Genomic DNA, 22,078 nt, shown 5'->3' with positions numbered 1-22,078 from the left:
GGTCTGATTTCTTTTATTGAGCTAGTCAAAATGCGGTGATAAGAGCGGGATTGTACCCAATCCACGCTCTTTTTTATAGAGAAGATGACGCTAAATTGGCCAGATATTGTCGATGATAATTTGCAGGCTGCGGTTGCCGCGAAACTCGTTGATATCGAGCCTGTAAGCCAGTTGCACTTCGCGCACGCCGTTATCCGGCCAGAGGGCGGTATCGACATTAAAAGCAATCCCGTCCAGCAGTGGACCGCCGCCGACCGGTTCGACCATGACTTTCAAATGACGTTCGCCCACCAGCCGCTGTTGCAGCAGACGAAAATGACCATCAAACAGCGGCTCCGGGAACATCTGCCCCCACGGGCCAGCATCGCGCAACAGCTGCGCCACTTCCATGGTCATTTCGGCCGGACTTAACGGACCGTCCGACACCACTTCGCCTTGCAATAGCGAAGGGTCCAACCACTCCGTAACCAGTTCGCCAAACCGTTGTTGAAAGAGTTCGAATTTATCCTCTTCCAGCGACAAACCCGCCGCCATCGCATGACCGCCAAACTTGAGCATCATGCCGGGGTAGAGTGTGTCTAATCGCTCCAGCGCATCACGCATATGCAGCCCCTGAATGGAGCGACCGGAACCTTTCAGCGTACCATCACCAGCTGGCGCAAAGGCGATAACCGGACGATGAAAACGCTCTTTGATGCGCGAAGCCAGAATACCGACAACGCCCTGATGCCATTCGGGGTGATACATTGCCAGCCCGCCGGGTAGTGTGTCGCGGCTGCGCTCCAGTTTCTCGCACAAGGTCAGGGCTTCAACTTGCATTCCCTGTTCGATCTCTTTTCGCGTCTGGTTTAGCGCATCGAGTTCATTTGCCAGCACGCGCGCTTCGCCGATGTTGTCGCACAGCAACAGCGCCACGCCAACGGACATATCGTCCAGTCGCCCGGCAGCATTGAGACGTGGCCCCAGCGCAAAACCTAAATCGCTGGCGGCGAGTTTTTGTGGATCGCGATTGGCCACTTCCAGCAGCGCTTTAATCCCCGGACGGCACTTTCCGGCACGGATGCGACTCATCCCCTGCCAGGTCAGAATGCGGTTATTGGCGTCCAGTGGCACTACATCCGCCACCGTCCCCAGCGCCACCAGATCCAGCAGCTCCGCCAGATTAGGGATTGCAATACCGCGCTCATCAAACCAGCCCTGATCGCGCAAAAAGGTGCGCAGCGCCAGCATCAGATAAAACGCCACACCCACGCCTGCCAGTGATTTCGACGGGAAATTACAGTCGCGCAAGTTAGGGTTAATGATCGCTTCCGCTGCGGGTAATGTGTCGCCTGGCAAATGGTGATCGGTAACAATAACCGGAATGCCCAACGAACGAGCGTGTTCAACCCCCGCATGGGAGGAAATACCGTTATCCACCGTGACAATTAACTGCGCGCCACGGGCATGAGCCTGATCGACTACTTCCGGACTTAAGCCGTAACCGTCTTCGAAACGGTTTGGAACCAGGTAGTCGATATTGCTGCAACCAAGCGAGCGCATCGCCAGCACGCTTAGAGCCGTGCTGGTCGCACCGTCGGCGTCGAAATCACCGACCACAATAATCCGCGTTCCTTCGCGAAAAGCGTTGTAAAGGATCTCAACGGCCTTTTCGACGCCGCTCAGTTGCTGCCAGGGCAGCATGCCTTTAACACTGCGTTCCAGTTCCTGCGCGCTACGCACACCCCGGCTGGCATATAAACGGCGCAGCAAGGGAGGCAATTCAGCGGGCAAGTCGGCCGTTTCATCGACTTCTCGGCGACGAAGTTGTATCTGTTGTTTCACGCGAATTATTTACCGCTGGTCATTTTTTGGTGTTCGTCGAGGAATTCTTTCATGTCTTTCGGCGGCTGGTAACCCGGAACAAGTGTGCCATTGCTCAGCACAACTGCCGGAGTACCGCTAACGCCAAGCTGGACGCCAAGTGCGTAATGGTCGGCAATATCCACGTCGCAGCTGGCTGGTGCGACGCTTTTACCTGCCATCACATCATCAAACGCTTTGTTTTTATCTTTCGCACACCAGATAGCTTTCATTTCTTTCTCTGCATCGCTGTCCAGCCCCTGGCGCGGGAAAGCAAGATAACGCACGGTGATCCCCAGCGCGTTATAGTCTGCCATTTGCTCATGCAGTTTGTGGCAGTAACCACAGGTAATATCAGTAAACACGGTGATGACGTGTTTTTCCTGCGGCGCTTTATAAACGATCATCTCTTTTTCAAGCGCATTCAACTGCTTTAACAGCATCTTATTGGTGACATTGACCGGAGCCGTGCCACTAACGTCATACATTGGCCCCTGAATGATATGTTTACCATCATCGGTGATGTACAACACACCGCTGTTAGTCAGAACTGTCTTCATGCCAGCTACGGGCGCGGGCTGAATATCGCTGCTTTTGATGCCCATTTTGGCTAACGTTTGTTGAATTGCCGCGTCATCAGCCTGAACAAAGCCTGAAAACGCTGCCAACAAGGTAAATAACATAAAACCTTTCTTCATAAATTTTCCTGTTCTTTTCAGACATCACGCCCGCGGGTGATGCTGTTGATGAAGTTGCCGCAGACGCTCGGTAGCGACATGCGTATAAATTTGCGTGGTGGAGAGATCGCTGTGGCCCAGTAGCATCTGCACCACGCGCAAATCCGCACCATGATTTAATAAGTGAGTGGCAAAAGCGTGACGCAACACATGCGGTGACAGCTTTTCGCTGTCGATACCCGCCAGCACGGCATAATGTTTAATGCGGTGCCAGAAGGTCTGTCGCGTCATCTGCTGCGCACGCTGGCTGGGAAACAACACGTCAATTGACACACCATTCAACAGCCACGGACGCCCATGTTCCAGATAGGTTTCCAGCCAGTAAACCGCCTCTTCACCTAACGGCACCAGGCGCTCTTTGTTGCCTTTACCAATGACCCGCACCACGCCCTGACGCAGGCTGATATCACTCATTGTCAGCCCGACCAGTTCAGAGACACGCAGTCCGGTAGCATACAACACTTCAAGCATGGCTTTATCGCGTAGCTCCAGTGGCTGATCAATTAATGGTGCCTGTAATAAACGTTCGACCTGCGCTTCGCTTAAATCTTTTGGCAAACGCTGGGGCAATTTCGGTGAAGCGAGATGCGCACTGGGATCATCTTCACGAAACTTTTCGCGATAAAGATACTGGAACAATCGGCGCACTGCACTCAGCAAACGCGCTGAGCTGGTGGCTTTATACCCGCCCTCCAGCCGTTCTGCCAGTAATGCCTGCAAATCGTCACTTTGCGCCGTCGCCAGCGTCAACCCGCGGTGATGCAACCACTCCACCATCATTGACAGATCGCGACGGTAAGCGTTCAACGTATTTTCAGCCAGATTTTTTTCCAGCCACAGAGCATCAAGAAACTGCTCGATGCGTGCCAGATCCTGTTTCACTTGCGCCCCTTATGGTCACTCATTTGATCCATTATGCCTTATTGTGCCGTGACTAAAGCGATTCTGATACACTAGCCGCAAAAGCCACAGCAGAATCGAGAAGCTTACGTTATGAATATGGGTCTTTTTTACGGTTCCAGCACCTGTTACACCGAAATGGCGGCAGAAAAAATCCGCGATATTATCGGCCCAGAACTGGTGACCTTACATAACCTCAAGGACGACTCCCCGAAATTAATGGAGCAGTACGATGTGCTCATTCTGGGTATCCCGACCTGGGATTTTGGCGAAATCCAGGAAGACTGGGAAGCCGTCTGGGATCAGCTCGACGACCTGAACCTCGAAGGTAAAATTGTTGCGCTGTATGGGCTTGGCGATCAACTGGGATACGGCGAGTGGTTCCTCGATGCGCTCGGTATGCTGCATGACAAACTCTCGACCAAAGGCGTGAAGTTCGTCGGCTACTGGCCAACGGAAGGATATGAATTTACCAGCCCGAAACCGGTGATTGCTGACGGGCAACTGTTCGTGGGTCTGGCGCTGGATGAAACTAACCAGTATGACCTTAGCGACGAGCGTATTCAGAGCTGGTGCGAGCAAATCCTCAACGAAATGGCAGAGCATTACGCCTGATGTCACTGACGGCTTAGCACATATGCTTTGCCGTCATCTTTATCTTTGCGTCTCTTGTTGTAACAATATCCGCCGTAAATCCCGCCATTCGGCTTCGTCCATGCTGTCAGCTGCCAGCCATAAATGTTGCCGTTTTCCGCTGTCAGAACGTAAACGCAGCATCATGCCGCTCTTAATCATCCACGGCGCTTTGACGATGCTCCACTCCTGCCCTTGCCAACGCAAACGCCCGTCCATCAACAAGCGAATTTCCCCCTGGCGAGCATTAATGCGCCGCTGGCTGCGAACGCAATCAAACACCACCAGCGAAAGTAACACCATCCATAACGGGGTGTAACTGAGCGGCCAGGGCATGAGTAAAATAACAGCGGCAACCAGCCCATGAATCAGCAAGGAAAGCCACTGTGCGCGCCAGGAGACGCGCAAATCAGATTGCCACAGGACCACGTTCCCGGTTCCGTGTCTGGATGAGTCGGACCATCATTTCCAGTTCTGCATCGGCTGGTTTACCGTGATTCATCAGCCAGTTAAACAGGTCCGGATCGTCACATTCCAGCAGACGAATAAAGATGCGTTTTTCGTCATCGCTTAAGCTGTCGTACTCATGTTCGAAAAACGGCATGATTGAAATATCGAGTTCGCGCATACCACGGCGGCATGCCCAATGAATGCGGGCTTTGTTGTTAATGTCCATCTTCTTCCTGTCTCACGAAAATCCAGTACCCGGCTATTGTAACGTGTTTTTCGACTTCTTTTACGGGAATATCAGTAAACACAATCGCGATCGCGAAATTAATTCACAACAATTCAAGGGCTTCATTTTTTTGGAAGTCGCCTCGCAAAGCATATCAGAAGGCACAGATCGCGTAGTGAAAGCACTTGCATTGCCTCATAGCTCTTTTACCATTAGTCATTAATACGCCGTTAAGCAACTCAGGACTCTATTATGGCTTTTACACCTTTTCCTCCCCGTCAGCCTACGGCGTCTGCCCGTTTACCGCTGACGCTGATAACGCTTGATGACTGGGCGCTTGCCACCATTACTGGCGCGGACAGCGAAAAATATATGCAGGGTCAGGTGACAGCAGATGTCAGCCAGATGACAGAAAATCAGCATCTGCTCGCCGCCCATTGCGACGCCAAAGGTAAAATGTGGAGCAATTTACGTCTGTTCCGCGACGGCGATGGCTTTGCATGGATTGAACGGCGCAGTGTGCGTGAACCGCAGCTGACTGAACTGAAAAAATATGCGGTGTTCTCTAAAGTGACCATCGCGCCGGACGATGAGCGTGTGCTGCTTGGTGTTGCCGGTTTTCAGGCGCGCGCCGCGCTGGCAAATATCTTTAGTGAACTGCCTTCGAAAGAAAAACAGGTAGTTAAAGAAGGCGCGACCACTTTGCTATGGTTTGAACACCCTGCAGAACGTTTCCTGATCGTAACCGATGAAGCCACTGCCAATATGCTGACCGATAAACTGCGCGGTGAAGCGGAACTGAACAATAGCCAACAGTGGCTGGCATTAAACATTGAAGCGGGTTTCCCGGTGATTGATGCCGCCAACAGCGGGCAGTTTATCCCACAGGCGACCAACCTCCAGGCGCTGGGCGGCATTAGCTTTAAAAAAGGCTGCTATACCGGACAAGAGATGGTGGCGCGAGCTAAATTCCGTGGTGCCAACAAACGCGCGCTCTGGTTGCTGACGGGTAGCGCCAGCCGACTGCCGGAAGCCGGTGAAGACTTAGAGCTGAAAATGGGCGAGAACTGGCGTCGTACCGGAACCGTGCTGGCTGCGGTAAAACTGGAAGATGGTCAGGTCGTGGTACAGGTCGTCATGAATAACGATATGGAACCGGACAGCATCTTCCGCGTGCGTGACGATGCGAATACATTGCATATCGAGCCGCTGCCGTATTCACTCGAAGAGTAAATCTCTGTGTCGCATCATGCATTTATCGCCTGATGCGACAAGGGTGTGTCTTTTCAGGCCTACAAAGGCACACCCATTACGCCTGCCCAATATATAAATAGATCGCCAGAAAGTGGCACACGCTGCCGCCGAGCACAAAGCCGTGCCAGATGGCATGGTTGTAGGGAATGCGTTTGCAGACGTAGAAAATCACCCCGAGCGAGTAAACCACGCCGCCTACAGCCAGTAAGGTAACGCTGCCCGCCGCAAGCTTAATTGCCATTTCATAAATCACCACCAGCGACAGCCAGCCCATCGCCAGATAGGTCACCAGAGATAAAATTTTGAATCGGTGCGCGATGGTCAGTTTGAACAGAATCCCCAGCAATGCCAGGCTCCAGATAACAATCATCAACCCGCGCGCTAACGGAGAATCCAGCCCCACCAGCAAAAACGGCGTGTAGGTTCCGGCAATCAATAGGTAAATAGCGCAATGGTCAAATTTCTTCAGCCACATTTTTGCCCGTTGATGAGGAATGGCGTGATAGAGCGTCGAAGCGAGGAACAGCAGGATCATACTGCCGCCATAGAGGCTGTAACTGGTTATCGCTGTGGCGCTGGCATTGAGATCCACCGCTTGAACCAGTAGCAACACCAGCCCAACGATACCAAACACCAACCCAATGCCGTGACTGACGCTGTTGGCAATTTCCTCTGCCAGCGAATATCCCTGCTTAATGAGGGGCTTCTGAACCATAACTTACTCCGGAGAAACGTACACGCACATGTATACCTCTCCAGCGTAACTGAGAATAGTTCCAGTGAACACCTGTTAGCTAAAATAAATTCTGATTTGAGACTAATCTCCGAAAAATCATGAAATTAAATGCGAAATTTCAACTAACAGGCGTGAGTTCAATTTAAAGGCATTTAAATTCAATCACATAAAACTGTGTCTGACCGGGATAGATATCGGTAATGACCTTTTTCAGATCAGTCAGGGTCATATTTTCCTGCTCTGCATGTTTTTCCGTCAGTGTATCCAGCGTTACGGTTGAGGTTGCGGTGACTTCAATCGTGCAAAAATAACCGTCATCTTCAAAACGCCCGACACGAAGCACATCACCCGTTTTGAAGTGCGATTCAGACTCGTCGCGGATGGTGATGGTTTTACGCCCAGCCAGAATGTCATCCTGGAAACGTTGAAAAAAAGTGATGTCGTTTGGCTGCATGGTACTATTTCCTGTAAGAATTGACTCATCTGGAGCCTATGATAGTGAAAAAACTCACCTTACCGAAAGATTTCTTATGGGGCGGCGCAGTTGCCGCTCATCAGGTCGAAGGCGGCTGGAACAAAGGCGGCAAAGGGCCGAGCATTTGTGACGTTCTGACCGGTGGCGCACACGGCGTGCCGCGCGAAATCACCAAAGAAGTGTTGCCAGGAAAATACTATCCGAACCATGAAGCCGTTGATTTTTATGGTCATTACAAGGAAGACATCAAGCTATTTGCCGAAATGGGCTTCAAATGTTTTCGTACATCCATCGCCTGGACGCGCATTTTTCCAAAAGGCGATGAAGCTCAGCCAAACGAAGAAGGGCTGAAGTTCTACGATGATATGTTCGATGAACTGCTGAAATACAACATCGAACCGGTGATCACCCTCTCCCACTTTGAAATGCCGCTGCATCTGGTGCAGCAATACGGTAGCTGGACCAACCGTAAAGTGGTTGATTTCTTTGTCCGTTTCGCAGAAGTGGTATTTGAACGCTATAAGCATAAAGTCAAATACTGGATGACCTTCAACGAAATTAACAACCAGCGTAACTGGCGTGCACCGCTGTTCGGTTACTGCTGCTCCGGCGTGGTGTATACCGAGCATGAAAACCCGGAAGAGACGATGTACCAGGTGCTGCATCACCAGTTTGTCGCCAGCGCCCTGGCGGTGAAAGCCGCGCGTCGCATTAACCCGGAAATGAAAGTCGGCTGTATGCTGGCGATGGTGCCGCTCTACCCTTACTCCTGTAATCCGGACGATGTGATGTTCGCCCAGGAGTCGATGCGCGAACGCTACGTCTTTACCGATGTGCAACTGCGTGGCTATTACCCGTCCTATGTGTTGAACGAGTGGGAGCGTCGCGGATTTAACATCAAAATGGAAGACGGCGATCTCGATGTGCTGCGCGAAGGCACCTGCGATTATCTCGGTTTCAGCTATTACATGACCAACGCGGTGAAGGCCGAAGGCGGCACCGGCGATGCGATCTCTGGTTTTGAAGGCAGCGTACCAAACCCGTATGTTAAAGCGTCTGACTGGGGCTGGCAGATTGATCCTGTGGGTCTGCGTTACGCACTTTGCGAACTGTATGAGCGTTATCAGAAGCCGCTGTTTATTGTCGAAAACGGTTTTGGCGCTTATGACAAAGTGGAAGAAGATGGCAGCATCAACGACGACTACCGCATTGACTACCTGCGCGCCCATATTGAAGAGATGAAAAAAGCGGTGACTTACGATGGCGTGGATCTGATGGGCTACACACCGTGGGGCTGCATCGACTGCGTGTCGTTTACCACCGGGCAGTACAGCAAACGCTACGGCTTTATCTATGTGAATAAACATGACGACGGTACTGGCGATATGTCGCGTTCACGTAAGAAGAGCTTTGACTGGTACAAAGAGGTGATTGCCAGCAACGGCGAGAATCTTTAATTACCCGATGTGCCTGATGCGCCCCGCTCATCAGGCCTGGCGCTCCTGTCATATATTGAACTCCAGGAGTTTATATTTACGCTTCATCCGACACACAAAGCGCACTTTATTAACAAGCTAAAAAGGCGCCGAAGCGCCTTTAGAAGATAGTCGAATCAGTGAATTACTGGTATTCGCTAATCGGTACGCAGGAGCAGAACAGGTTACGGTCGCCGTAAACATCATCCAGACGTTTCACTGTCGGCCAGTATTTGTCTGCCACGCCTGCCGGGAATACCGCAACTTCACGGCTGTACGGATGCGCCCACTCGGCGACCAGTTCGCTCTGAATGTGCGGCGCGTTCACCAGCGGGTTATCTTCCAGCGGCCAGACACCGGCTTTCACCTGGTCAATTTCTGCGCGGATAGCCAGCATCGCGTCGATAAAGCGATCCAGTTCCACTTTGCTTTCAGATTCAGTCGGTTCAACCATCAGCGTACCCGCCACCGGGAACGACATGGTCGGCGCGTGGAAACCGTAGTCGATCAGACGCTTGGCAATATCCAGTTCGCTGATGCCGGTTTCTTCTTTCAGCGGGCGAATATCGAGAATACATTCGTGCGCCACGCGACCGTCGCGACCGGTATACAGCACCGGGAAGGCATCCTGCAGGCGGCTGGCAATATAGTTGGCGTTAAGAATTGCCACCTGGCTTGCTTTTTTCAGCCCTTCTGCGCCCATCATGCGGATGTACATCCAGCTGATTGGCAGAATGGATGCGCTACCGAACGGTGCCGCAGAAACCGCGCCCTGACGGGTTAACATGCCTTCAATTTGTACCACGCTATGACCTGGCACAAACGGTGCCAGATGCGCTTTCACGCCGATCGGTCCCATACCAGGGCCGCCGCCACCGTGCGGAATGCAGAAAGTTTTATGCAGGTTAAGGTGCGAGACGTCCGCGCCAATAAAGCCCGGTGAGGTGATGCCGACCTGGGCGTTCATGTTCGCGCCATCAAGGTAAACCTGACCGCCGAACTGATGCACGACTTCACACACTTCACGGATCGTTTCTTCATACACGCCGTGGGTGGAAGGATAGGTCACCATGATACAGGAGAGGTTATCGCCCGCCTGTTCCGCTTTCGCGCGCAGATCAGTCAGATCGATGTTGCCGTTTTTATCACACGCCACAACCACCACCTGCATTCCTGCCATATGTGCAGAAGCGGGGTTAGTTCCGTGCGCAGAAGCCGGGATCAGGCAGATATCACGATGCCCTTCGTTGCGGCTTTCATGATAATGACGAATCGCCAGCAGGCCCGCGTATTCGCCCTGTGCGCCAGAGTTCGGCTGCATACAAACGGCGTCGTAACCGGTCAGTTTCACCAGCCAGTCAGCCAGCTGCGCAATCATCTGCTGATAACCTTCGGCCTGCTCCGGCGGGCAGAACGGGTGCAGTTCGGCAAATTCCGGCCAGGTGATTGGGAGCATCTCGGCGGCGGCGTTCAGTTTCATGGTGCAGGAACCCAGCGGGATCATCGCCTGATTCAGCGCCAGATCTTTACGCTCCAGCGAGTGCATATAGCGCATCATTTCGGTTTCGCTGTGGTAGCGATTAAACACCGGATGGGTGAGGATTTCGTCGTCGCGCAGCATCGCAGGCTGAATAGAGCGGCTGTCGTGAGCCACGTCTTTGTCCAGCGTGTCGATGTCCAGGCCGTGGTTATCCCCCAGCAGTACGCTGAAAAGCTGCATCACGTTTTCACGCGTGGTGGTTTCATCAAGGGTGATCCCAACCGCGTTCAGGATATCGCTACGCAGGTTGATTTCAGCCGCTTCGGCACGCGCCAGTACGCCCGCCTTGTCTGCCACTTCCACACACAAAGTGTCGAAATAGTGCGCATGACGCAGTTTCAGACCTTTTTGTTGCAGGCCCGCCGCCAGGATATCGGTCAGACGGTGGATGCGGTTAGCGATACGTTTCAGGCCAACCGGGCCGTGATAAACGGCATACAGGCTGGCGATGTTTGCCAGCAGTACCTGGGAAGTACAAATGTTGGAGTTCGCTTTCTCACGGCGAATATGTTGCTCGCGAGTCTGCATCGCCATGCGCAGAGCGGTATTGCCAGCTGCATCTTTCGATACACCGATAATACGGCCCGGCATTGAGCGTTTGTATTCATCTTTCGCCGCAAAGAATGCTGCGTGTGGGCCACCGTAGCCCATCGGCACACCGAAGCGTTGCGCCGAACCAAAGACAATATCCGCGCCCTGTTTACCCGGCGCAGTTAACAGCACCAGCGCCATAATATCGGCGGCGACACTGACCACAATTTTGCGTGATTTCAGTTCGCTGATGAGCGCAGTGTAGTCGTGGATTTCACCGGTTGTGCCAACCTGCTGTAACAGCACGCCGAAGACGTCCTGATGGTCGAGCACTTTTTGCGCGTCATCGACAATCACTTCAAAACCAAAGGTTTCAGCACGAGTACGGACCACATCGAGCGTTTGCGGATGAACGTCAGAAGCAACGAAGAAGCGGTTGGCATTTTTCAGTTTGCTGACGCGTTTCGCCATCGCCATTGCTTCGGCGGCAGCAGTGGCCTCGTCCAGAAGAGAGGCAGAGGCCATATCCAGCCCGGTCAAATCCAGCGTTACCTGCTGGAAGTTGAGCAGTGCTTCAAGGCGGCCCTGGGAGACTTCAGGTTGATACGGAGTATACGCGGTATACCAGCCCGGATTTTCCAGCATGTTACGCAGAATAACCGGCGGTAGCTGCACGGCGGTGTAACCCATGCCGATGTAAGACGTGAAGCGTTTATTGCGACTGGCAATAGCCTTGAGTTCCGCCAGCGCGGCGTATTCGGTCGCCGGTGCGCCAACCTGCGGCGGGGTCGCAAGCTGAATATCTTTCGGCACAATCTGGCCGGTCAGCGCGTTTAACGATTGTGCGCCAACGGCATTCAGCATTTCTTGCTGTTGCGCGGCGTCCGGTCCGATATGGCGTTCAATAAAAGCGCCGCTGTTTTCAAGCTGGCTTAACGTCTGTGTCATGAGCGATGGTTCCTGAAACGTGCAGTGAATTGTGAACCTCTCTCCTTGCGAAGAGAGTGAGGGTGAGGCGTAAAAGTTCCTCACCCTGATCCTCTCCCGCAGAAGAGGAATAAAGCCGTTACTCGTCTTCTAACAATGCTTCGTATGCGGTCGCATCCAGCAGTGATTCCAGTTCGCTTTCATCGCTGGCTTTGATTTTAAAGATCCAGCCGCCTGCATACGGTTCGCTGTTCACCAGTTCCGGGGAATCGCTCAGTGCGTCGTTTACCGCCACGATTTCACCGCTTACTGGCGCATAAATGTCTGACGCCGCTTTTACTGATTCGGCAACCGCGCAGTCATCGCCCGCGCTAACCGTTGCGCCCACTTCCGGCAGGTCAACAAACACCATATCGCCTAACAGCTCCTGGGCATGTTCGGTGATACCAACGGTGTAAGTGCCGTCGGCTTCTTTACGCAGCCATTCGTGTTCTTTGCTGTATTTCAGTTCTGCTGGTACGTTGCTCATCAATCAATCTCCAAAAAAGTAAATCACGCGACGGCTTTACCGTTACGCACAAAAACAGGTTTCGTCACTTTAACCGGCATTTCACGGTTGCGAATTTGTACAATCGCTGTTTCACCAATACCTTCCGGCACGCGCGCCAGCGCAATGCTGTAACCCAGCGTCGGGGAGAAAGTACCGCTGGTGATAATGCCTTCATGCTGGTTGCCCTGCGCATCGGTAAAGCGTACCGGCAGTTCATTACGCAGCACGCCTTTTTCGGTCATCACCAGACCAACCAGTTTTTCTGTGCCATGCTCACGCTGCACTTCCAGGGCTTCACGACCGATGAAGTCACGATCTGCCGGTTCCCAGGCGATAGTCCAGCCCATATTGGCGGCTAAAGGAGAGATGGTTTCGTCCATCTCCTGACTATAAAGATTCATACCCGCTTCCAGACGCAGCGTGTCACGCGCGCCCAGGCCGCATGGCTTAACGCCCGCTTCCACCAGCGCGCGCCAGAAATCCGCCGCTTTTTCATTGGGCAGCGCAATTTCATAGCCCGCTTCACCGGTATAACCAGTGGTGGCAATAAACAGATCGCCCGCCTGCACGCCAAAGAACGGTTTCATCCCTTCCACCGCCTGACGCTGGGCGTCATTAAACAGTGTGGCAGCTTTTGCCTGCGCATTCGGCCCTTGTACGGCGATCATGGAAAGGTCATCACGAACGGTAATTTCGATGCCGAAAGGTTCAGCGTGTTGGGTAATCCAGGAGAGGTCTTTTTCGCGGGTGGCGGAGTTAACAACGAGGCGGAAGAAATCTTCAGTAAAGTAGTAGACGATGAGGTCATCTATCACACCGCCAGAGGCATTCAACATCCCCGAGTAAAGGGCTTTGCCGCTTTTGGTGAGTTTCGCCACATCGTTCGCCAGCAGATAACGCAGAAACTCCCGAGTGCGGCTGCCGCGAAGATCGACGATGGTCATATGTGACACATCAAACATTCCGGCATCGGTACGTACCGCATGATGTTCGTCGATTTGCGAACCGTAATGCAGCGGCATCATCCAGCCGTGGAAATCCACCATGCGAGCGCCGCAAAGCGTGTGTTGTTCGTACAAAGGAGTCTGTTGTGCCATCTTGTCCTCATTGAATAAGCGGGGCTGACAACTTTTCCATGGCGAAATTATCACCACGAAACCCAGCATCGGAGCCACTCCCGGTCCCCAACGCAATCGTTCTCTTTTGCCTGAACTTACCACCGAAACAGACTGTTAACCATAAGGTAAAATTGATCATCACATTAGCTTATGGTTAAAAAATGCAAAAATCGCAACAGAATAAAAAACCAAAAAATGAACAAATCTCTATATAAAGATAAACAGATGAGAAAGTTAATTTGATTAATGCAATATTAAGAACTAAAAAAATGTCAAAAAACACTAAATCAAAAAATCATGACATTAGAAAATATAATGCGAAAACGGAGGTGAAATTAGTTTATTTCAAATGAGGAAAATCTCCCGGCGAAAAAACCGGGAGATGAAAGTGTGATGGGTATCAAATAAACAACAGAGGAGAAATTTTTAACGCAGCCATTCAGGCAAATCGTTTAATCCCATTGCCTGGCGGATAAGTTGTGGTTTAACGCCAGGAAGCGTGTCGGCCAGTTTTAAACCAATATCACGCAGCAATTTTTTCGCCGGATTGGTACCGGAAAACAGATCGCGGAATCCCTGCATACCAGCCAGCATCAGCGCCGCACTGTGCTTACGGCTACGCTCATAGCGACGCAGGTAAATGTACTGCCCGATGTCTTTACCCTGACGATGCAACCGTTTCAGTTCAGCAATCAGCTCTGCAGCATCCATAAAGCCGAGATTTACCCCCTGCCCCGCCAGCGGGTGAATAGTATGCGCGGCGTCGCCCACCAGCGCCAGACGGTGTGCGGCAAACTGGCGCGCATAACGCCCCGTTAGCGGGAACACCAGGCGCTCACTTTCAACCTTGCATAAGCCCAGGCGATTATCAAAAGCGATATTTAACGCGCGATTAAATTCGTCTTCGCCTGCCTGCTGCATCCGCTGCGCTTCCTCTGGCGACAGTGACCAGACAATCGAGCAAAGATGCGGATCGCTAAGCGGCAAAAAGGCCAGAATGCCTTCGCCATGAAAAACCTGCCGCGCCACCGCATCATGCGGTTCTTCCGTGCGAATGGTCGCTACCAGCGCGTGATGCTGATAATCCCAGAAAGTCAGCGGAATATCGGCTTTGTTGCGCAACCAGGAATTAGCGCCGTCCGCGCCAATCACCAGACGCGCCGTTAACATACTGCCATCTTTCAACGTCAGGAAGGTTTCATTTTCTCCCCAGGCGACCTGCTGTAATTCTGCGGGGGCCAACAGAGTGATATCTGACGACTGCTGCGCTTTGTTCCACAGCGCGTAGTGAATCACCGAGTTTTCAACGATATGCCCAAGATGGCTATAGCCCATGCTTTGATCGTCAAACGAAATGTGACCAAAACTGTCTTTGTCCCACACTTCCATACCGTGATAACAACTGGCCCTACGAGAGAGAATGTCCTGCCAGACGCCAAGACGGGTGAGTAATTTTTCGCTGGCGGCATTGATAGCCGAAACGCGCAGTTGTGGTGGTGCATCCGCCGCCAGAGGTTCCGGTACGCGCTGCTCCAGTACGGCAACGCGTAAGCCGCTACCCTGCAAGCCGCAGGCAACCGCCAGCCCCACCATGCCGCCGCCAACAATGGCTACATCAACACTTTGCATTGTTTATTCCTTAAAACCGCCTTCAACGCGCCACCCACCCGAGGGTGCGCTGCGCCAGCACATCGCGTGCTGGGGTGAATAATTCCATTGCCATCAGCCCGATGTTGCGCCCGACAACCAGCGGCCCCCAACGGTTGGCAAAAAGATGTACAAGGCTGTCCGTGACGCCGATGGTTGCTTCGCGATCGCGCTGTCGACGCTGCTGATAACGGCACAATACGCCGTAATCACCCATGTCTTCTCCGCGCTCCTGCGCCTGAGTCAGGGTTTCCGCAAGGCTCATGACATCTCGCATACCGAGGTTGAACCCTTGCCCGGCAATCGGGTGCAGAGTTTGCGCCGCATTGCCCACCAGCACGGTACGATGGGTAATAGGTCTGGCGGCGCGGGTTAACGCCAGCGGATAAGCACTGCGTTTACCAGCGTGGGTAATTTTCCCAAGTCGCCAACCAAAGGCCGACTGGAGTTCACGGCAAAACTTCTCGTCGCTCCAAGACAGTACCTCTTCGCGCCGTTCCAGTGGATGACACCAGACCAGCGAACAGCGTCCGTCAGACATCGGCAACATCGCCAGCGGGCCATATTGTGTAAAGCGTTCAAAAGCGCGCCCTTCATGCGCAACGGAAGTCGCAACGTTGGCAATCACAGCCAGTTGTTCGTAAGGCTCCTGCTGCCAGTCAACGCCGCACACGGTGGCTAACGCTGAATGGGTGCCATCAGCGGCTACCAGCACGCAGCCCGTCAGCGTCTCGCCACTCTCCAGCGTCACTTCAACGTGACTCTGAGTACGGGCAACGTTAGCCACGCGATCAGGACAATGCAGCGTTACGCCAGGTGCTTTGCGCAGCAATGCAAACAGCCGTTGCCCGACATTATGCAATTCGACAACCTGCCCCAGCGCCGCCAGTTGGTAATCTTCTGCGGCGAGGGTGACGAATCCGGCATGACCACGATCGCTGACATGCACGGTAGTGATGGCGGTTGCGCAATCAGCCAGAGATTGCCAGACGCCGATGCGCGCCAGTTGCTGACAGGTACCCGCCGCCAGCGCTATCGCTCGTCCATCAAAGCCCGGATGAGCATGTGACTCTGGCGCAGTCGCTTCAATCAAATGTACCGGCAGCGCCCCGTGACTTAACCGGGAAATAGCCAGCGCCAGCGTCGCGCCCGCCATGCCGCCACCGACGATGATTACGCTCATTGCTTTCTCGCAGCAGCCATCAACGCTTCGATTTCTTCCGGCTTTTTCACCACGCTGGCGGTGAGGTTTTCGTTGCCGGTTTCGGTAATCACAATGTCGTCTTCAATACGAATGCCGATACCGCGATATTGTTCTGGCACATCCGCATCCGGCGCGATATACAGACCAGGCTCTACGGTCAGTACCATCCCCGGTTCCAGAATGCGCGAGCGATCCTGACCATAAACGCCAACGTCATGGACATCCAGTCCTAACCAGTGGCTAAGGCCATGCATAAAGAAAGGACGATGGGCGTTCTGAGCGATCAGTTCATCAACATCACCCTTCAGGATGCCGAGTTTTACCAGGCCGCTAACCATGATACGCACCACTTCACCAGTGACTTCCTGCATGGAAGTTCCCGGACGATACAGGCGCAGGCTGGTTTCAAGAGACTCCAGCACAATGTCATAGATTTCACGCTGAGCCTGAGTGAATTTGCCGTTGACCGGGAAGGTGCGGGTAATGTCGCCAGCGTAACCTTTGTATTCACAACCCGCGTCAATCAACACCAGATCACCGTCACGCAGTTCACACTCGTTTTCGGTGTAGTGCAAAATGCAGCCGTTTTCACCGCTGCCAACAATGGTGTTATAGGAAGGGTAACGCGCACCGTGGCGGTTAAACTCGTGGTGAATTTCGCCTTCCAGATGGTACTCGAACATCCCCGGACGGCATTTTTCCATCGCCCGGGTATGCGCCAGTGCGGTGATTTCACCCGCGCGGCGAAGTACGGCAATCTCTTCTGGTGATTTGAACAGGCGCATTTCATGAACAACAGGACGCCAGTCGATCATCGTAGCCGGGGCAGTGAGATTCTGTCGCGAGCCTTTACGCAGCTTTTCCAGCGCGCTGTTCACGATTTCATCAGCATAGGTATATTCGCCCTGAGCGTGATAAACCACATCCAGACCATTAAGCAGTTGATAAAGTTGCTGATTGATTTCGCTGAATGCCAGTGCGCGGTCAACGCCCAGTTTCTCTGGCGCGGCATCCTGGCCTAAGCGACGACCAAACCAGATCTCTGCCGTCAGGTCGCGAACGCGGTTAAACAAAACGCTGTGGTTATGAGTGTCGTCGCTTTTAATCAGCACCAGCACCGCTTCCGGTTCGTTAAAGCCGGTGAAGTACCAGAAGTCACTGTTCTGACGATAGGGGTATTCGCTGTCGGCGCTACGTGTTACTTCTGGTGCAGCAAAAATCAGCGCGGCGCTGCCGGGTTGCATTTGCTCCACCAGGGCCTGACGGCGACGCTGAAACTCTTGCCGGGATATCTCACTCATAACACTCTCCTTACGTTTTTTGTTTTTAGTGTAGAGTCGGTTTTTGTACTTCTGGCGCGGTCGGTTGCGGATGAGTAAAGGTGTCGTGGCATAACAGCGCGGCAACACGAACGTATTCGATGATCTCTTCAAGCGACATTTCAAGCTCTTCCTGATCTTCGTCTTCGTCGTAGCCCAGCTGCGCGATGTTACGCAGATCGTCGATGGCTTCACCGGTTTCTCCGGTCACTTTGTCCAGCTTCGGTTGCGTAACGCCAAGACCAAGCAGGAAGTGATTGACCCAACCTGCCAGCGCATCAGCCCGATCGAAAACGCTGACATCATCGCCATCAGGCAGATAAAGCTGAAAAAGGAAGCCGTCATCCTGCAGGGCATCGCTGGTGGCAGAGTGCATTTTACGCAGTGCCTGTGCCAGCTCATGACCGAAAGCCATGCCTTCGTTCGTCAGGTCGTGAAGTAGCGGCAGCCATGAGCTGTCATCGTTACCGCCACATATCATCCCGCTGATTAAACCATGCATCTCAGCAGGGGTCAGACCCGTCCCTTGTTGGTTCAGATACTGGTTCATTTCGTTGTAACCAGGCATTTCGTTCTGTATAGACATAAGCATTCGTCGTCAAAGGGAGGAATATTCATGATATGCTACCACTTTGGGCCCTGGTGGACCAGAAAAGGGCTTGTCTCTTCTCATCAGGGTAGCTATAGTGTCGCCCCTTCGCAGACCATGGGTCTAAAGACGAAGGCAGCGCAGTCAATCAGCAGGAAGGTGGCATGTCTGCACAACCCGTCGATATCCAAATTTTTGGCCGTTCACTGCGTGTGAACTGCCCGCCTGACCAAAGGGATGCGTTGAATCAGGCAGCGGACGATCTGAACCAACGGTTGCAAGATCTGAAAGAACGCACTAGAGTCACAAATACTGAACAGTTGGTCTTCATTGCCGCATTGAATATCAGCTATGAGTTAGCGCAAGAAAAAGCGAAGACTCGTGACTACGCGGCAAGTATGGAACAGCGTATTCGGATGCTGCAGCAGACCATAGAACAAGCGTTACTTGAACAAGGTCGCATCACCGAAAAAACTAACCAAAACTTTGAATGACACTTTTCGGTTTACTGTGGTAGAGTAACCGTGAAGACAAAATTTCTCTGAGATGTTCGCAAGCGGGCCAGTCCCCTGAGCCGATATTTCATACCACAAGAATGTGGCGCTCCGCGGTTGGTGAGCATGCTCGGTCCGTCCGAGAAGCCTTAAAACTGCGACGACACATTCACCTTGAACCAAGGGTTCAAGGGTTACAGCCTGCGGCGGCATCTCGGAGATTCCCTTCTTATCTGGCACCAGCCATGACGCAACTACCAGAACTCCCACTGACATTATCCCGACAAGAAATCCGCAAAATGATTCGGCAACGTCGTCGTGCGTTAACGCCGGAACAACAGCAGGAAATGGGTCAACAAGCCGCTACCCGGATGATGACTTATCCCCCGGTGGTGATGGCACATACGGTCGCTGTATTCCTCTCTTTTGATGGCGAACTCGACACCCTGCCACTCATAGAACAACTCTGGCGCGCCGGTAAGCGCGTATATCTTCCAGTTTTGCATCCCTTCAGTGCCGGTAATTTGCTGTTCCTGAATTACCATCCGCAAAGCGAACTGGTGATGAACAGGTTGAAGATCCATGAGCCAAAACTGGATGTGCGTGACGTGCTACCCCTTTCCCGATTAGACGTGTTGATCACACCGCTGGTCGCCTTTGATGAGTACGGTCAGCGCCTGGGAATGGGCGGTGGTTTTTATGATCGGACCTTACAAAACTGGCAGCACTATAAAATGCAACCGGTGGGTTATGCGCATGATTGTCAGTTAGTGGAAAAACTCCCCGTTGAAGAGTGGGATATCCCTCTTCCTGCGGTGGTTACACCGTCGAAAGTCTGGGAGTGGTGAGGGCGACACACCTGCATCGCCCTGATTGACATCGTTGATTCTTTAACCTAATTTAGTGAGTAAGGGTAAGGGAGGATGACTCCTCCCCTGAGACTGACTGTTAATAAGCTGGGAAACTTATGAGTAACAGTACAATCAGTATGATGACAAGTCGCATCATAACCCTTCTCCTTCAAGCCCTCGCTTCGGTGAGGGCTTTACCGTTACAGCCCCATGCTGCCCTGCCATCGTAAATCCCCATTAAATAAACACAACGCATTGATCTGACTTTGATTTATTTTCTGGAGCAGACTCGCAAAGTAGAATGCGCAATGCGGCAACGGTGTGGAGAAGGGATAAAAAAACGGGCAAGTCAGTGACCTGCCCGTTAATTTTCAGAGAAGGGGAATTAGTACAGCAGACGGGCGCGAATGGTACCCGGAATAGCTTTCATTGCCTGCAGCGCTTTTTCGGCAACGTCTTCGTCGGCTTCAATATCAATAACTACATAACCCATCTGGGCGGAAGTTTGTAGATATTGCGCGGCGATGTTGACGCCCTGCTCGGCAAAAATTTTGTTGAGCGCAGTTAGCACGCCCGGACGGTTTTCGTGGATGTGCATCAGACGACGCCCACCGTGCAGTGGCAGCGAGACTTCCGGGAAGTTCACCGCAGAGAGCGTTGAGCCATTGTCAGAATACTTGATCAATTTACCCGCAACTTCCAAGCCGATATTCTCCTGCGCTTCCTGAGTCGAACCGCCAATGTGTGGCGTCAGAAGGACGTTGTCAAATTCACACAGCGGAGAGGTAAATGGATCGCTATTGGTCGCCGGTTCAGTCGGGAATACGTCGATTGCCGCCCCCGCCAGATGTTTGCTCGCCAGCGCGTCACACAGCGCTGGAATATCCACCACAGTACCGCGCGAAGCATTAATCAGCAGCGAGCCGGGTTTCATTAGCGAAATCTCTTTCGCGCCCATCATATTTTTGGTGGACGGATTCTCTGGTACATGCAGACTCACCACATCGCTCATATTCAGCAGGTCAGAAAGATGCTGTACCTGAGTGGCGTTGCCCAGCGGCAGTTTGTTTTCAATATCATAAAAGTAAACATACATTCCCAGCGATTCAGCCAGAATGCCCAATTGCGTACCAATATGACCGTAGCCGATGATACCCAGCTTTTTGCCGCGCGCTTCAAAAGAACCCGCCGCCAGTTTGTTCCACACGCCACGATGCGCTTTAGCATTGGCTTCCGGCACGCCGCGCAATAGCAGCAGCAGTTCGCCAATCACCAGCTCCGCAACAGAGCGCGTATTTGAGAACGGTGCGTTAAATACCGGGATCCCGCGTTTTGCCGCCGCATCCAGATCAACCTGGTTTGTTCCGATACAGAAACAGCCAATAGCGACCAGTTTTTCTGCGGCGTTGATCACGTCTTCAGTCAGATGGGTACGGGATCGCAGGCCGATGAAGTGGGCATCGCGGATGGATTCTTTTAATTGTTCATCATCCAGCGCGCCTTTGTGAAATTCGATGTTGGTGTAACCCGCTGCACGAAGGCTTTCCAGCGCCTTTTGGTGCACGCCTTCTACCAGCAGAAACTTAATCTTGTCTTTCTCCAGCGATACCTTTGCCATTTACCCAATCCTGTCTTTTGAAATGTTGTGTGCGGATTTGCATCCGCCTTTCAACATATCAAAAAATAATATTGCGGCAATATGAACGTTTGCGTCGCGATGTTGAGGAAATATCACGCAAAGGTATTTCTTGGATGAATATGCTGGTTTAGAGGGTTTATTTAGAGCAATCGACAATAGCCAGGTAAAAACGTGACACATGTCACCAAATTTAATGAAGAGAATTTTTTTAACGGGGGAGGTTCCCCCGTCAGATCATTTCACAATTGTTTTGACACCGTCAGGTGTGCCAATCAGCGCAACGTCCGCGCCACGGTTAGCAAACAAGCCAACAGTCACCACGCCAGGAATCGCATTTATGGCGTTTTCCATCGCTATCGGGTCAAGGATTTCCATGCCGTGGACGTCGAGGATCACGTTGCCGTTATCGGTCACCACGCCCTGGCGGTATTCCGGACGACCGCCCAGTTTCACCAGCTGGCGCGCCACTGCACTACGTGCCATCGGGATAACTTCTACTGGCAGCGGGAATTTGCCCAGAATATCAACCTGCTTGGATGCGTCTGCAATACAGATAAATTTTTCCGCAACCGAGGCAATGATTTTTTCACGGGTCAGCGCCGCGCCGCCGCCTTTGATCATCTGCATGTGGCCGTTGATTTCATCTGCGCCATCAACGTAGATGCCAAGGCTGTCGACTTCGTTGAGATCAAAAACGTGAATGCCGAGGCTTTTCAGTTTTTCAGTGGAAGCATCTGAACTGGAAACGGCCCCTTCAATCTGGCCTTTCATCGTGCCGAGCGCGTCAATAAAGTGTGCGGCGGTGGAACCTGTACCTACACCAACAATGGTGCCGGGCTGAACATACTGAAGTGCCGCCCATCCTACTGCTTTTTTCAATTCATCCTGCGTCATGATCGTTTCGCCTGTGGTATGAAATTTCACACGCATTATATACAAAA

General features: G+C 52.5%; 23 protein-coding genes and 1 other RNA gene. 7 read left to right on the top strand and 17 right to left on the bottom strand.

What is annotated here, in order from left to right:
- Positions 1–90 precede the first annotated feature (90 nt).
- The 3 genes from recJ to xerD are packed head-to-tail and all read right to left on the bottom strand — an operon-like array spanning position 91 to position 3,461.
- Positions 91–1,824 carry a single-stranded-DNA-specific exonuclease RecJ gene (recJ, locus tag ACJHWT_RS12400; RefSeq protein ID WP_000813191.1) on the bottom strand — a complete coding sequence of 578 codons (1,734 nt, stop codon included), beginning with the start codon at positions 1,822–1,824 and terminating at the stop codon, positions 91–93.
- Between the two features lie 5 nt (positions 1,825–1,829).
- On the bottom strand, positions 1,830–2,540 hold the full coding sequence (gene dsbC / locus ACJHWT_RS12395; RefSeq protein ID WP_000715230.1) for a bifunctional protein-disulfide isomerase/oxidoreductase DsbC: 711 nt from the start codon (positions 2,538–2,540) through the stop codon (positions 1,830–1,832).
- Between the two features lie 24 nt (positions 2,541–2,564).
- Positions 2,565–3,461 (bottom strand): site-specific tyrosine recombinase XerD, encoded by an 897-nt coding sequence (gene xerD / locus ACJHWT_RS12390; RefSeq protein ID WP_000806638.1) that lies wholly within the window; start codon positions 3,459–3,461, stop codon positions 2,565–2,567.
- A gap of 111 nt (positions 3,462–3,572) precedes the next feature.
- Here xerD and fldB point away from each other — a divergent pair, with 111 nt between their 5' ends.
- Positions 3,573–4,094, top strand: coding sequence for a flavodoxin FldB (fldB, locus tag ACJHWT_RS12385; protein ID WP_001055874.1), 522 nt, complete (start codon positions 3,573–3,575; stop codon positions 4,092–4,094).
- A gap of 39 nt (positions 4,095–4,133) precedes the next feature.
- Here the strand turns inward: fldB and ACJHWT_RS12380 are convergent, their stop codons facing one another.
- Both ACJHWT_RS12380 and sdhE read right to left on the bottom strand, forming a co-directional pair.
- On the bottom strand, positions 4,134–4,541 hold the full coding sequence (locus tag ACJHWT_RS12380; protein ID WP_000244781.1) for a protein YgfX: 408 nt from the start codon (positions 4,539–4,541) through the stop codon (positions 4,134–4,136).
- A complete protein-coding gene (sdhE, locus tag ACJHWT_RS12375; RefSeq protein ID WP_000354046.1) occupies positions 4,522–4,788 on the bottom strand; it encodes an FAD assembly factor SdhE in 267 nt (88 codons plus the stop codon). The genes ACJHWT_RS12380 and sdhE overlap by 20 nt, the downstream gene beginning before the upstream one ends.
- A 252-nt stretch (positions 4,789–5,040) precedes the next feature.
- On the opposite strand from sdhE, the gene ygfZ reads away from it, so the two are divergent.
- Complete coding sequence (gene ygfZ / locus ACJHWT_RS12370) at positions 5,041–6,021, top strand: tRNA-modifying protein YgfZ (protein WP_000886050.1); 981 nt, start codon at positions 5,041–5,043, stop codon at positions 6,019–6,021.
- 76 nt (positions 6,022–6,097) lie between these two features.
- On the opposite strand, the gene trhA is transcribed toward ygfZ, so the two are convergent.
- Both trhA and yqfB read right to left on the bottom strand, forming a co-directional pair.
- A complete protein-coding gene (gene trhA, locus ACJHWT_RS12365; RefSeq protein ID WP_000250269.1) occupies positions 6,098–6,757 on the bottom strand; it encodes a PAQR family membrane homeostasis protein TrhA in 660 nt (219 codons plus the stop codon).
- Between the two features lie 163 nt (positions 6,758–6,920).
- A complete protein-coding gene (gene yqfB / locus ACJHWT_RS12360; RefSeq protein WP_001182953.1) occupies positions 6,921–7,232 on the bottom strand; it encodes a N(4)-acetylcytidine aminohydrolase in 312 nt (103 codons plus the stop codon).
- Positions 7,233–7,276: 44 nt separating this feature from the next.
- On the opposite strand from yqfB, the gene bglA reads away from it, so the two are divergent.
- Positions 7,277–8,710, top strand: coding sequence for a 6-phospho-beta-glucosidase BglA (gene bglA, locus ACJHWT_RS12355; protein ID WP_001389468.1), 1,434 nt, complete (start codon positions 7,277–7,279; stop codon positions 8,708–8,710).
- A 163-nt stretch (positions 8,711–8,873) separates the two neighbouring features.
- On the opposite strand, the gene gcvP is transcribed toward bglA, so the two are convergent.
- The 3 genes from gcvP to gcvT form a co-directional block, all read right to left on the bottom strand.
- Positions 8,874–11,747 (bottom strand): aminomethyl-transferring glycine dehydrogenase, encoded by a 2,874-nt coding sequence (gene gcvP / locus ACJHWT_RS12350; RefSeq protein ID WP_000195046.1) that lies wholly within the window; start codon positions 11,745–11,747, stop codon positions 8,874–8,876.
- Between the two features lie 118 nt (positions 11,748–11,865).
- The gene (gene gcvH, locus ACJHWT_RS12345) at positions 11,866–12,255 is read right to left on the bottom strand and encodes a glycine cleavage system protein GcvH (protein ID WP_001295377.1); all 390 of its coding nucleotides are present in this window, start codon (positions 12,253–12,255) and stop codon (positions 11,866–11,868) included.
- Between the two features lie 23 nt (positions 12,256–12,278).
- Positions 12,279–13,373 carry a glycine cleavage system aminomethyltransferase GcvT gene (gene gcvT, locus ACJHWT_RS12340; protein WP_000068709.1) on the bottom strand — a complete coding sequence of 365 codons (1,095 nt, stop codon included), beginning with the start codon at positions 13,371–13,373 and terminating at the stop codon, positions 12,279–12,281.
- 290 nt (positions 13,374–13,663) lie between these two features.
- Between gcvT and ACJHWT_RS12335 the strand changes: the two genes are divergently transcribed.
- Positions 13,664–13,747, top strand: coding sequence for a hypothetical protein (locus ACJHWT_RS12335; RefSeq protein WP_122986162.1), 84 nt, complete (start codon positions 13,664–13,666; stop codon positions 13,745–13,747).
- A 73-nt stretch (positions 13,748–13,820) separates the two neighbouring features.
- On the opposite strand, the gene ubiI is transcribed toward ACJHWT_RS12335, so the two are convergent.
- The 4 genes from ubiI to ygfB are packed head-to-tail and all read right to left on the bottom strand — an operon-like array spanning position 13,821 to position 18,150.
- On the bottom strand, positions 13,821–15,023 hold the full coding sequence (ubiI, locus tag ACJHWT_RS12330; RefSeq protein ID WP_001192175.1) for an FAD-dependent 2-octaprenylphenol hydroxylase: 1,203 nt from the start codon (positions 15,021–15,023) through the stop codon (positions 13,821–13,823).
- 22 nt (positions 15,024–15,045) lie between these two features.
- Entirely contained in the window at positions 15,046–16,224 is a 1,179-nt protein-coding gene (gene ubiH / locus ACJHWT_RS12325) for a 2-octaprenyl-6-methoxyphenyl hydroxylase (protein ID WP_000111190.1), read from the bottom strand.
- Positions 16,221–17,546 carry a Xaa-Pro aminopeptidase gene (gene pepP / locus ACJHWT_RS12320; protein WP_001290144.1) on the bottom strand — a complete coding sequence of 442 codons (1,326 nt, stop codon included), beginning with the start codon at positions 17,544–17,546 and terminating at the stop codon, positions 16,221–16,223. Before pepP ends, ubiH begins: the two co-directional genes overlap by 4 nt.
- A gap of 25 nt (positions 17,547–17,571) precedes the next feature.
- The gene (gene ygfB, locus ACJHWT_RS12315) at positions 17,572–18,150 is read right to left on the bottom strand and encodes a UPF0149 family protein YgfB (RefSeq protein WP_001295378.1); all 579 of its coding nucleotides are present in this window, start codon (positions 18,148–18,150) and stop codon (positions 17,572–17,574) included.
- 167 nt (positions 18,151–18,317) lie between these two features.
- Here ygfB and zapA point away from each other — a divergent pair, with 167 nt between their 5' ends.
- From zapA to ACJHWT_RS12300, 3 genes are all read left to right on the top strand, one after another.
- A complete protein-coding gene (gene zapA / locus ACJHWT_RS12310) occupies positions 18,318–18,647 on the top strand; it encodes a cell division protein ZapA (RefSeq protein WP_001276008.1) in 330 nt (109 codons plus the stop codon).
- Positions 18,648–18,688: 41 nt separating this feature from the next.
- A non-coding RNA gene (gene ssrS / locus ACJHWT_RS12305) (6S RNA) lies at positions 18,689–18,872 on the top strand.
- Positions 18,873–18,892: 20 nt separating this feature from the next.
- Positions 18,893–19,495, top strand: coding sequence for a 5-formyltetrahydrofolate cyclo-ligase (locus tag ACJHWT_RS12300; RefSeq protein ID WP_001318026.1), 603 nt, complete (start codon positions 18,893–18,895; stop codon positions 19,493–19,495).
- A 100-nt stretch (positions 19,496–19,595) separates the two neighbouring features.
- Here the strand turns inward: ACJHWT_RS12300 and ibsC are convergent, their stop codons facing one another.
- The 3 genes from ibsC to rpiA all read right to left on the bottom strand — a co-directional run bounded on the left by ibsC (position 19,596) and on the right by rpiA (position 22,031).
- A complete protein-coding gene (ibsC, locus tag ACJHWT_RS12295) occupies positions 19,596–19,655 on the bottom strand; it encodes a type I toxin-antitoxin system toxin IbsC (protein ID WP_071525914.1) in 60 nt (19 codons plus the stop codon).
- 228 nt (positions 19,656–19,883) lie between these two features.
- Positions 19,884–21,116: a phosphoglycerate dehydrogenase gene (gene serA, locus ACJHWT_RS12290; protein ID WP_001151604.1), complete on the bottom strand. Its 1,233-nt coding sequence runs from the start codon at positions 21,114–21,116 to the stop codon at positions 19,884–19,886.
- 255 nt (positions 21,117–21,371) lie between these two features.
- Complete coding sequence (gene rpiA / locus ACJHWT_RS12285) at positions 21,372–22,031, bottom strand: ribose-5-phosphate isomerase RpiA (protein ID WP_000189743.1); 660 nt, start codon at positions 22,029–22,031, stop codon at positions 21,372–21,374.
- Positions 22,032–22,078: the final 47 nt, after the last annotated feature.

It is taken from the genome of Escherichia sp. WS338 (assembly GCF_046486405.1).
Classification (GTDB): domain Bacteria; phylum Pseudomonadota; class Gammaproteobacteria; order Enterobacterales; family Enterobacteriaceae; genus Escherichia; species Escherichia coli.
Note: the sequence above shows the minus strand (reverse complement) of the source record. Positions and strands in the feature narration are given on the sequence as shown.

Coding starts and splice junctions, on each gene's coding strand:
- dsbC (WP_000715230.1), bottom strand. CDS start 2,540: ATGAAGAAAGGTTTTATGTTATTTACCTTGTTGGCAGCGTTTTCAGGC.
- fldB (WP_001055874.1), top strand. CDS start 3,573: ATGAATATGGGTCTTTTTTACGGTTCCAGCACCTGTTACACCGAAATG.
- sdhE (WP_000354046.1), bottom strand. CDS start 4,788: ATGGACATTAACAACAAAGCCCGCATTCATTGGGCATGCCGCCGTGGT.
- ygfZ (WP_000886050.1), top strand. CDS start 5,041: ATGGCTTTTACACCTTTTCCTCCCCGTCAGCCTACGGCGTCTGCCCGT.
- trhA (WP_000250269.1), bottom strand. CDS start 6,757: ATGGTTCAGAAGCCCCTCATTAAGCAGGGATATTCGCTGGCAGAGGAA.
- yqfB (WP_001182953.1), bottom strand. CDS start 7,232: ATGCAGCCAAACGACATCACTTTTTTTCAACGTTTCCAGGATGACATT.
- gcvP (WP_000195046.1), bottom strand. CDS start 11,747: ATGACACAGACGTTAAGCCAGCTTGAAAACAGCGGCGCTTTTATTGAA.
- gcvH (WP_001295377.1), bottom strand. CDS start 12,255: ATGAGCAACGTACCAGCAGAACTGAAATACAGCAAAGAACACGAATGG.
- gcvT (WP_000068709.1), bottom strand. CDS start 13,373: ATGGCACAACAGACTCCTTTGTACGAACAACACACGCTTTGCGGCGCT.
- ACJHWT_RS12335 (WP_122986162.1), top strand. CDS start 13,664: ATGTCAAAAAACACTAAATCAAAAAATCATGACATTAGAAAATATAAT.
- ubiI (WP_001192175.1), bottom strand. CDS start 15,023: ATGCAAAGTGTTGATGTAGCCATTGTTGGCGGCGGCATGGTGGGGCTG.
- ubiH (WP_000111190.1), bottom strand. CDS start 16,224: ATGAGCGTAATCATCGTCGGTGGCGGCATGGCGGGCGCGACGCTGGCG.
- pepP (WP_001290144.1), bottom strand. CDS start 17,546: ATGAGTGAGATATCCCGGCAAGAGTTTCAGCGTCGCCGTCAGGCCCTG.
- ygfB (WP_001295378.1), bottom strand. CDS start 18,150: ATGTCTATACAGAACGAAATGCCTGGTTACAACGAAATGAACCAGTAT.
- zapA (WP_001276008.1), top strand. CDS start 18,318: ATGTCTGCACAACCCGTCGATATCCAAATTTTTGGCCGTTCACTGCGT.
- ACJHWT_RS12300 (WP_001318026.1), top strand. CDS start 18,893: ATGACGCAACTACCAGAACTCCCACTGACATTATCCCGACAAGAAATC.
- serA (WP_001151604.1), bottom strand. CDS start 21,116: ATGGCAAAGGTATCGCTGGAGAAAGACAAGATTAAGTTTCTGCTGGTA.
- rpiA (WP_000189743.1), bottom strand. CDS start 22,031: ATGACGCAGGATGAATTGAAAAAAGCAGTAGGATGGGCGGCACTTCAG.